Here is a 9608-nt window from a genome sequence, read left to right as displayed (position 1 = left end):
GTGCGGGCGGAAGTGGGGGACGGTGTAGGTGACGTCCAGCGCCGGGTTGGGTGTGACGGTGAGGATCACGGTGGACGCCCCCAGGGACTTGGATACGGTCGGTCTGCTGATCGAAGCTGCTTGATCATAGCGAGATTCGCGCAGCTTCGATCACGGAAGCTTCGATCAAGGCGGGGCTGCTACTTGAGCAGTCGGGACAGTCGGCGGTCGGCCAGCACCCGCCCGCCGGTCTGGCAGGTCGGGCAGTACTGGAGCGAGGAGTCGGCGAAGTTCACCGAGCGCACGGTGTCCCCGCACACCGGGCAGCTCTCGCCCGCCCGGCCGTGCACCGCAAGGCCGGCCTTCTTCTCCGACTTCAGCCCGCCGGCCGGCGCCGCCCGCAACTGCTCCAGCGCGCCGCCCAGTTCGTGCCGGACGGCGGCGTGCAGCCGGGCCAGCTGCTCAGCGTCCAGCGAGGCCGCCAGTGCGTACGGGGAGAGCCTGGCGGTGTGCAGGATCTCGTCGGAGTAGGCGTTGCCGATGCCGGCCAGGACGGTCTGGTCGGTCAGGAAGGTCTTCAGCCGCTGCCGGGCCCCGGCGGCCAGTGCGGTCAGCTCCTCGGGGGTGACGGCGAGCGCGTCGACGCCCAGGCGGGCGATGCCGGGGACCTGCTGAGGGTCCGTCACCACGTGGGCGGCGAGCCGCTTGGTGGTGCCCTGCTCGGTGAGGTCGAAGCCGCTGCCGTCGTCCAGCACCAGCCGCAGTGCGAGCGGGCCGCGCCGGCTCGGCGGTTTGGCGGGGAAGGACTCCCGCCGGTGCACCCAGCCGGCCCGGGCCAGGTGCACCACCAGGTGCGGGCCGCCGGCGGTGGCCAGGTCGAGGAACTTGCCGTGGCGGGACACGCCGCTGACGGCCCGTCCGGTGAGCGCCTGCACCGGCGGGTCGACGGTCTTCAGCGCCTGGATCGACAGCACGTCCACACGCTCCAGGACGCGTCCGGCGCAGGCGGCGGTCAGCCACTCGGCGAGCGCCTGTACTTCGGGGAGTTCGGGCACCCGTCCAGTCTCGCCCGGCCCCGCGCGGGCGGGCCACCGGGGCGGTGGTGGACGGGTGACGGCCGCACGCTAAGTTGTCTGTACAAGTGGATGGTCGGGGAGCTGTCGGAGGGAGACGCCGGTGAGCCAGGACGCCGTGCCGGTCGTGGTGTTGGCGGCCGCGCTGCTGCACGCGGTGTGGAACGCGCTGGTGCACGGGGTGCGCGACCGATTGGCCGGGGTGGCGCTGATGAACGTGGTGTTCGCGGCCTTCGGCGCGGTCTTCGCGCTGGTCGTGCCGCTGCCGGGCGCCCGCGCCGTGCCGTACCTGCTGGCCTCGACCGCCCTGCAGCTCGGGTACCAGCTGCTGCTGGCCCGGGCCTACCGGCTCGGCGACTTCGGCCAGATGTACCCGATCGCCCGCGGCACCTCCCCGGCGGTGGTCGCCCTGCTCGCCGCGACCGTGCTGCACCACCCGCTGCCGGTGGGGCAGGTCGCCGCCGTCGCGGTGATCTCGCTCGGCCTGGCCGGACTCGCCCTGGTCGGCGGGTGGCCGCGCCGCGACCAACTCCCGGCGCTGGCCGCCGCGCTCGGCACCGGCGTGCTGATCGCCGGCTACACCGTGGTGGACGGGAGCGGGGTGCGCGCCGCCGACTCCACCGCCGGCTACATCGCCTGGATGTTCCTCCTGCAGGGCCTGGCCGTCCTCGGCGCCGTCCTCGCCGTCCGCGGCCGCGCCCTGCTGCCCGCGCTGCGCGAGGGCCGCGCCGCCGCGACGGCCGGCGGCCTGATGTCGCTCACCGCGTACGGCCTGGTGGTGTGGGCGCAGACCGTCGGCGACCTGCCCACCATCGCCGCGCTGCGCGAGACCTCCATCGTGATCGCCGCCCTGATCGGCACCCTCGTCCTGCGCGAACGCCTCGGCGCGCTGCGCCTGGCCGCCAGCGCCACCGTGCTGATCGGCATCGCGCTGCTGGAATTCGCGCACTGACGGCGGGCCGGGTCTGCTGACGTCCAGCGGATTTCGTTCGCAGCCAGGGGGAGTTCAGATGGACCGGCCGACCGCACCCGCCAATCCGCGAGAGTCTGCGCGCGGCCTCGGGTGGGCGCTCGCGCTCCAAGGGCTCCTGGAGTTCGGGTTCGTCGTCGTCCTGAGCGGGATGAGGCCGGCGCCGGAGGTCGTGGGCCTGACCATGGTCGGCTACCTGCTGCTCGTCGTCGTGTCCTGCTCGGCCGGCGCGGTCTGGGTGCGCAAGTGCTGGCGCAACGCCGAGGCGCTCGCGCCCGGGAGCCAGCCGTACCGGCTGGGCCTGACCACCGCGGGCTGGCTGATCCCGGTGGCCAACCTCTGGATGCGCTGGCGGATCCTGCTCGGCCTGTGGCGGACCCTGGGGGTGAGCGCCGACCCGATCCTGGTGCACCTGCTCTGCGTGGTGGCTCCGCTGTCCGCCCTCGGAGGCCTGCTGCCCGGTGACAAGTCGGCCCCCGTGGTGGCGGACATCGTCCTGACGGTGCTGTTCATCCAGGTGGTCCGCCGGATCACGGCCCGTCAGTCGGCCGTCCTCGACGTCCCGGCGAAGGAGGACTGGGAGGCCGCCGTCGAGGCCGACCGGGCGAAGCTATCCGCCAAGTGATGCCGACGCGGTGGCCAACCGGTCAGCGGCGTCCGCCAGTTGGGCGTGGTTCTCGGCTCCGGCCCAGCTCACCCGGACCCGGGGGGCCGGTTCCGCGGTGAAGTAGCCCGTGCCGGGGGTGACGGCGACGCCGTGGCGCAGCGCGGCGGCGGCGAAAGCGGCCGGGTCGAGGTGAGCGGGCAGCGGCAGCCACAGGTGGAAGCCGCCGTACGGGAGCCGGGCGGGCAGCAGGGTCGGGGCGCGGTCGGCCAGGGCGGCGGCGAACAGCTGCCGGCGGACGGTCAACTCCCGCCCCAGCGTGCGCAGATGGCGCGGCCAGTCGGCGGAGGTGACGAGCTCCAGGGCGGCTTCCTGGAGCGGGCGCGGGACGAAGAAGGAGTCCACCGTCTGGACGGCGCGCAGCCGGGCCAGCGCCGGGCCGCGGGCCACCAGCGCCCCCACCCGCAGGCTCGGCGAGGCCGCCTTGGTGAGCGAGCGCACGTGCACCACGGTGCCGTCGGGGTCGTCGGCGGCCAGCGGCGGCGGCAGCTCGGGGGCGTCGGTGTGGGCCAGCAGCCGGGCGAAGTCGTCCTCCACCACGAACGCCCCGGCGCGCTTCGCGGCGGCCAGCACGGCCCGCCGCCGCTCCGCGCCGAGCACCGCGCCGGTCGGGTTCTGGAACAGCGGCTGACAGACGAACAGCCGGGCGCCGGACACCGCGAACGCCTCCGCCAGCCGCTCGGGACGCACCCCGTCCTCGTCCACCGGAACCGGCACCGGACGCAGCCCGGCGGCCCGGGCGATCGCCAACAGGCCCGGATAGGTGGGGGATTCGACCAGCACCGGCGCACCGGGCGGGGCCAGCGAACGCAGCGCCGTGGTCAGCGCGCTCTGGCCGCCGGCGGTGATCAGCACCTCGGCCGCGGTGACGCCCCCGCCGACCTCCCGGGCGAACCAGCCGCGCAGCTCCGGCAGGCCCTCCAGCGGCGGACGCCCCCACGCGCCGGGGCGGCGGCCCGCTCGGGACAGCGCACCGGCCAGCGCCCGCTCGGGCAGCAGCGACGCGTGCGGGTAGCCGCTGTTCAGGTCGATCACCTCCGGCGGGGCCAGCGCGAGCGCCGTCAGCACCCCCGCGGCGTCCACCGTCCGGGCCGGCGGCACACCCGCCTCCGCGCTGAGCGCCACCTCCTGCCAGGAGAAGTCGCCCTGCGGGAGAGGAGCGGGCCGCGGCTCGGCCCGGAACACCCCCGCGCCCGGGCGCGCCACCACCACGCCCTCCGCGACCAGCTCGCGGATCGCCCGGGACACCGAGACCGGACTGACCCGGTAGCGCTCCACCAGCTCCCTGCTACTGGGAATCCGCTCGCCCGGCGAGTAGCGCAACACCGTGCTGCGCAGTGCATTCGTCAGCTCCTGCACGGACATTGACGGACCTTCCGATCAGCTGAGGGCAACTGCTACCGTCCTGTATGTCAGCACAGAATAGCGCTATCGCCCCACTGCCAGTAGCAGTCACCGGAACCGTCCAGGCCGCGCTGGGGACGCTCGCCTTCTCCTTCACCTTCCCCGCCATGACGTGGGCCCTGCAGGGCTTCGGGCCCTGGACGCTCACCGGGCTGCGTGGAGTCCTGGCCGGGCTGCTCGCCGCGGCCTGCCTGGCGGCGGCCGGCGCCCGGATGCCGCCGCGGTCCGCCTGGCCGGGCCTGGCCGCCGTGGTGGCGGGCTGCGTGGTCGGGTTCCCGCTGCTGTCCACCTTCGCCCTGCAGCAGGCCTCCACCGCGCACTCCGCCGTGGTGATCGGCCTGCTTCCGCTGGTCACCGCCGCAGTCGCCGCCCGCCGCGCCGGAACCCGGCTGCCCCGCGCCTTCTGGCTCGCCGCGTTCGCCGGGGCGCTCGCGGTGCTGGCCTTCACCGTCCGGCAGAGTCACGGCGCGGGACTGGCCACCGCCGACCTGTACCTCTTCGTCGGCCTGCTGATCTGCGCCGTCGGCTACGCGGAGGGCGGCCGACTGGCCTGCACCCTGCCCGGCTGGCAGGTGATCGCCTGGAGCCTGGTCGCCGCCCTCCCCGTCACCGCCGTCACCGCCGCGCTCGGCCTGGCCGCCGAACCCGTCCACTGGACCTGGCGCGGCGTCACCGGGCTGGCCTACCTCGGCGTGGTCTCGCAGTTCCTCGGCTTCGTGGTCTGGTACCGCGGCATGGCCGCGATCGGCGTCCCTCGCGCCAGCCAGCTCCAGCTCGCCCAGCCCCTGTTGACGATCTGCTGGGCCGTCCTGCTGCTCGCCGAGCCGCTCCCGGCCCTCGCCGTCCCGACCGCCCTCGCGGTCGTCGCCTGCATCGCCGTCACCCAGCGCACGGCGGGCGGGCGCTGAGCGACTGAGCGGCGGGGGTCAGGCGGACTCGACGGGGAGGCCCGCCTCGACCCAGTCCTGGATGCCCTCGCGGTACTTGCGGACGTCGGTGTAGCCGAGCGCGGTGAGACGGTCGGCGACCTGGCCGCTGTTGGAGCAGGCGGGGTTGGAGCAGTAGGTGACGATGGCGGCGGCCCGGTCGGGGAGCAGGGCGGCGGCCAGGGTGTCGACCTCGGACGGGTGCAGGGCGAGCGCGCCGGGCAGGTGCTGCTGGGCGTAGTACTCGCCGGCCAGGGTGTCGACGACGGTCACGGCGCCGGCGTCGATCGCGGCCGACAGGTCGGCACGGGTGATGAGAGCGGTCATGTCACATCTCCAAAGGAATCGGACTACAGTCCTCTTATGACTCAGGACAGTAGCGGACTGCGGTCCGATTCGGCAAGGGAGAATGCGGCGATCCCGTTGGAGCTGCTGCGGACCCCGCCGCCCAAGGAGCGCGCCGACGCCGCCCGCAACCGCGCCGCGGTGCTGGCCGCCGCCGCCCGGCTGTTCGCCGAGCACGGCGTGGACGCGGTTTCGATGGACCAGGTGGCGACGGCCGCGGGCGTCGGCAAGGGCACGCTGTTCCGGCGTTTCGGCGACAAGTCGGGGCTGGCGGTGGCGCTGCTGGACGCCCGCGAGCGCGAGCTCCAGGAGGGGATCCTGCACGGGCCGCCGCCGCTCGGTCCGGGCGCGCGGGCGCAGGAGCGCGCGGTCGCGTTCGTCGCGGCGTACCTCGACTACCTGCTGCCGCACCTGGCGCTGGTGCGGATGTCGGAGACCGCCGCGCCGGGCGCCCGCTACCGGATCGGCGCGTACCGGTTCTGGCACCGCCACCTGACGGTGCTGCTGGCCGGCGCCCCCGACCCGGAGCACACCGCGCACGCCCTGCTGGCGGCGCTGGCCGCCGAACACGTCACGGCGCTGCTGCCCGAACTCGGCGAGCGACGGCTGCGCGAGGGCGTCGAGCGGCTGGCCCGCGCCGTGACGGCGGGTCAGGCGGCGGTTCCCGTCCGGTAGTACAGCGACTCGCCGGCCGCCACCGCGCGCCAGGCCAACTCGGCCATCGCACAGAGCTGTTCGAGCGCGGCGGCAGGCGGTTCGACGCCTTCGTACGGGCGCAGCGCGGCGAGCTCGGCCGGGCTCGCCGCGGCCAGCGCGTCGCGGACGGCCGGATTGATCCCGTACGTCCACGGCTCCCCGAAGTGGGGCGCGGCGGACAGGAAGCAGCCGTACGCGGCCGGGTCGATCTCCGGCCAGAGCAGGCCGGTGATCAGCGACGGGTCCGGTCCGTCGACGACCAGCTCCTCCATCAGCAGCAGGACGTCGACCGGGTCGGTGAGGCGCGCGCGCAGGCCGTCGAAGGCGGGCAGCGCGGGGCCGCCGCCGAGGGCGGTGAGGACGGCGGCGGCGTTCGGGGCGCGGAAGAACTCGACTTCGGACAAGCGGAGTCAGCCGGAGAGGGCGCAGTACAGGTGCTGCTGGGCCTTCTGGGCGCGGCGGGCCAGGACGCCCAGGCGGTGGATCAGCTGGACGAGTTCGGCGGTCGCCAGCGGCCGGAGCTCCTCGGCGCGGGCCCAGCGGGCGGCGAGTTCGGGCAGCCGCTTGCGCTCGATGGTGGCGAGGATGTCGCGGGTCTCGTCGGGCAGTTCCACCACCCAGGGCCCGGTCATCCACGGGTCCTCCCGGTCGACCTCGGTGATCGACCCCTCCTCCGTCACCCAGGGCTGCGGCCCGGTCGGCCAGATCGAACGGTCCGGCGCGCCGCCGGCCTCGAACTCCTTGGTCTCCACGGCGGCCACCAGTCGGCGCAGCACGGTGGTCGGATCGATCCGCTTGGCCCGCACGGATTCGAACGCCTCCGCGGGCTTCGCCTCCTTGTCGGCCATCACCGTTCGCACGGCCGTCTCGTCGGCAGCCCGGAAGTAGTCGGTCTGCAGGTCAAGGTCCAGGATCATGTCGCACGCTCCCCTCGCTCGGCAAGGTGCCCAGTGGACCACGGCGAACGGACGCTTGGGTACCGGGCCCCCGGTTCGCCGCCGTCCTGTGACCTCGCGGCCGCCGCCGGGGCCGCCCCCCGGAGAACGGGCCGAACGGGAGCGGGCCGCGCGACACCCCCGCACAGCGGAGTCGCGCGGCCCGTCCCGGTCAGTAGGCGCCGGGTATGTTCGCGGCCCGGCAAGCCTGCGCGTACTGCGGGGTGCAGATCTCCTCGGCCTTGTACAGGCCGGCCGCGACGATGGTCTCGGCGACCTTCGCCTTGGTGACGACCACCGGGCTGAGCAGCATGGACGGGATCTGGCTGCCGTTCGAGTCGGTGATGGTGGAGGCCACCGAGGTGACGTCGATGCCCTTGACCAGGTAGACCGCCATGTTGGCGGCGGCCTCGGCCTCCGGCTGGTACGGCTTGTAGATGGTGTAGGCCTGCTCGCCGGTGAGGACCCGGCGGACGGCGTCCAGCGAGGCGTCCTGCCCGCCGACCGGGACGTCGGTGCGTCCGGCCTTGTGCAGCTCGTCGATGATCGCGCCGGCCATGCCGTCGTTGGCGGAGTAGACGGCCTGGAAGCCGTTCTTCCCGAGCTTGTTGATCGCCTCGCCGACCTTGGCGGCGGCCACCTCGGGCTTCCACTCGCCGGACTGCTCGTAGGCGACCCGCTTGACCTTGCCGTCCAGCGCGTGGTGCGCGCCGGCCTTGAAGTCGGCGGCGTTCGGGTCGGTCTCCGCGCCGTTGATCATCACGATCTCGGCGCCGGCCGCCCGGCCGCCGAGCGCGTCCAGCAGGGCCTGGCCCTGCAGTTCGCCGGTGCGCTTGTTGTCGAAGGAGATGTACGCGGCGACGTTGCCGGCGGCCAGCCGGTCGTACGCGATGACCTTGGTGCCCTTCTTGGTGGCCTCGTCCACCCACGGCGCGGTGACGGCGGCGTTCACCGGGTCGAGCAGGATCACCTTGACGCCGCGGGCGAGCAGCGCGTCGAACTGCTGCTTCTGCGCCTTCTCGTCGCCGTCGGCGTTGGCGTAGTCGACGGTGCACTTGGTGCACAGGCCGCTGACGGCGGTCTCGATCAGTGGCTTGTCGAACGCCTCGTACCGGGTGGAGGAAGCGCGTTCGGGCAGCAGCAGGCCGATCGCCTGGTTGCCCGAGGACGTGTTCTTGCCGCCCCCGCAGGCGGCAAGCGACAGCGTCATCGACACGGCGGCCGTGCCGATGACGAGTCGACGCGTCATCGAATTCATGGTGGGTGGTGCCTCCCTGAGAGCGCCGCGTCCTTGCGGCGAGAGTGAAGGGGAGTCAAGCCCACCCGTCATGTGTCGTCAAGAAGTAAATCATCGCCCGGGGAGGGTGAGGCAAGTCGTTACCTTCTTGAAGGCATCAGGCAGGGTCGGTCCGCGCCGCGTTCAGCGGGCGTTGCGGGCCACCAGGAACACCCCGCCGACGACTATCGCGCCGCCGAGCATGATCGGCCAGGTCAGGGCTTCGGAGAGGAGCAGCCAGCCGAGGAACACGGCCACCACCGGGTTGACGTACGCGTAGGTGGCGACCAGCGGCAGCGGTGCGCGCTGCAACAGCCAGGCATAAGACGTGAACGCGACGATGGAGCCGAACACCACCAGGTACCCCAGCCCCACCCAGGACGCCGTGGACACCGCCGCCGGATCGAAGTCGCCCGGCTCGCCCCGCAGGAACGACAGCGCGAGCGCGCCCACCGCACCCGCCAGCATCTCGTACACGCTCGCCACGAACGGGTCGGCCGGCAGCGGCAGTCGGCCGGCCAGCACCGAGCCGAGTGCCCACACCACCGCGCCGATGACCACCAGCACCAGGCCGGTCAGCCCCACCTGGCCGGTCAGGCCCGGCGCGGTCAGCACCGCCAGGCCCACCAGGCCGAGCAGCACGCCCGCCAGCGTGGCCGGGTCGGTCCTGGTCCCGAACGCCCGGCGCAGCAGCACCACCCACAGCGGCACGCTCGCCACCATCAGCGCCGCCAGCCCCGACGGGACGGTCTTCTCCGCGAGCACCACCATGCCGTTGCCGCCGGTCAGCAGCAGCACGCCCACCAGTGCGGCGGAGGCGAACTGACGCCACGTCACCCGCAGCACCCCGATCCCGCGACGGGCCGCCAGCCCCACCGCCAGCAGCAGCCCGGCGGCGGCGAACCGCAGCGCGCCGGACAGCAGCGACGGCATGGTCTCCACCACCACCCGGATCGCCAGATAGGTCGACCCCCACACCACGTACACGATGCCGAGCGCCGCCCAGACCGCCGCCCCCAGCCCGGCCGGGCGGCCGCCGGGGCCGGGCGAGCCGTCGGCGGGCGGACAGTCGGGTTCGGCGGCGGACTGCGGAGAGGTGGCGGACATGGGCGTCTCCTTCTCTTGCTCCTGACAGGGGTTCGGCGGAATGACACCACACTCCGCCCGCGACCGGCAGGGGGTTTCACCGGCCGATACGGGCAGAAGCCCGATCCCGCACGCCGGGCAGGGCCGACCGGATGAACCGGCGCACCACCGCACCCCCAACCGGCCCCGCCCCGGCCGCCGCGGATGGTAGGCATGGTGGCGGCCCGAGCGCAGCCGACCCGAGGAGCGGCCGC

General features: G+C 73.9%; 11 protein-coding genes. 4 read left to right on the top strand and 7 right to left on the bottom strand.

Annotated elements, in window-relative coordinates; translation table 11 throughout:
- Positions 1–179 precede the first annotated feature (179 nt).
- Positions 180–1034 carry an Fpg/Nei family DNA glycosylase gene (locus IEZ12_RS23355; RefSeq protein WP_189274339.1) on the bottom strand — a complete coding sequence of 285 codons (855 nt, stop codon included), beginning with the start codon at positions 1032–1034 and terminating at the stop codon, positions 180–182.
- A 121-nt stretch (positions 1035–1155) separates the two neighbouring features.
- Here IEZ12_RS23355 and IEZ12_RS23350 point away from each other — a divergent pair, with 121 nt between their 5' ends.
- Together IEZ12_RS23350 and IEZ12_RS23345 are read left to right on the top strand one after the other, a co-directional pair.
- Complete coding sequence (locus IEZ12_RS23350; RefSeq protein ID WP_189274337.1) at positions 1156–2004, top strand: EamA family transporter; 849 nt, start codon at positions 1156–1158, stop codon at positions 2002–2004.
- 58 nt (positions 2005–2062) lie between these two features.
- A complete protein-coding gene (locus IEZ12_RS23345) occupies positions 2063–2647 on the top strand; it encodes a DUF4328 domain-containing protein (RefSeq protein WP_229847848.1) in 585 nt (194 codons plus the stop codon).
- On the opposite strand, the gene IEZ12_RS23340 is transcribed toward IEZ12_RS23345, so the two are convergent.
- A complete protein-coding gene (locus IEZ12_RS23340) occupies positions 2633–4051 on the bottom strand; it encodes an aminotransferase-like domain-containing protein (protein WP_189274332.1) in 1419 nt (472 codons plus the stop codon). The two genes, IEZ12_RS23345 and IEZ12_RS23340, sit on opposite strands and share 15 nt — an antisense overlap.
- Positions 4052–4095: 44 nt before the next feature.
- Here IEZ12_RS23340 and IEZ12_RS23335 point away from each other — a divergent pair, with 44 nt between their 5' ends.
- Positions 4096–4998: a DMT family transporter gene (locus IEZ12_RS23335; protein ID WP_189274330.1), complete on the top strand. Its 903-nt coding sequence runs from the start codon at positions 4096–4098 to the stop codon at positions 4996–4998.
- An 18-nt stretch (positions 4999–5016) separates the two neighbouring features.
- Here the strand turns inward: IEZ12_RS23335 and IEZ12_RS23330 are convergent, their stop codons facing one another.
- Positions 5017–5343 (bottom strand): rhodanese-like domain-containing protein, encoded by a 327-nt coding sequence (locus tag IEZ12_RS23330; RefSeq protein ID WP_189274328.1) that lies wholly within the window; start codon positions 5341–5343, stop codon positions 5017–5019.
- Between the two features lie 36 nt (positions 5344–5379).
- Between IEZ12_RS23330 and IEZ12_RS23325 the strand changes: the two genes are divergently transcribed.
- Positions 5380–6036, top strand: a complete 657-nt coding sequence (locus tag IEZ12_RS23325) for a TetR/AcrR family transcriptional regulator (protein ID WP_189274326.1) — start codon at positions 5380–5382, stop codon at positions 6034–6036.
- On the opposite strand, the gene IEZ12_RS23320 is transcribed toward IEZ12_RS23325, so the two are convergent.
- The 4 genes from IEZ12_RS23320 to IEZ12_RS23305 form a co-directional block, all read right to left on the bottom strand.
- Positions 6012–6461, bottom strand: coding sequence for a hypothetical protein (locus IEZ12_RS23320; protein ID WP_189274324.1), 450 nt, complete (start codon positions 6459–6461; stop codon positions 6012–6014). The two genes, IEZ12_RS23325 and IEZ12_RS23320, sit on opposite strands and share 25 nt — an antisense overlap.
- A gap of 6 nt (positions 6462–6467) precedes the next feature.
- Positions 6468–6974 carry a hypothetical protein gene (locus IEZ12_RS23315; protein WP_189274322.1) on the bottom strand — a complete coding sequence of 169 codons (507 nt, stop codon included), beginning with the start codon at positions 6972–6974 and terminating at the stop codon, positions 6468–6470.
- A 190-nt stretch (positions 6975–7164) separates the two neighbouring features.
- Entirely contained in the window at positions 7165–8250 is a 1086-nt protein-coding gene (locus IEZ12_RS23310; protein ID WP_189274320.1) for a sugar ABC transporter substrate-binding protein, read from the bottom strand.
- A gap of 162 nt (positions 8251–8412) precedes the next feature.
- Positions 8413–9375: an EamA family transporter gene (locus IEZ12_RS23305; protein ID WP_189274299.1), complete on the bottom strand. Its 963-nt coding sequence runs from the start codon at positions 9373–9375 to the stop codon at positions 8413–8415.
- Positions 9376–9608: the final 233 nt, after the last annotated feature.

This window comes from Kitasatospora griseola (assembly GCF_014648555.1).
Lineage (GTDB): Bacteria > Actinomycetota > Actinomycetes > Streptomycetales > Streptomycetaceae > Kitasatospora > Kitasatospora griseola.
This window is presented reverse-complemented; position numbering and strand designations above follow the sequence as displayed.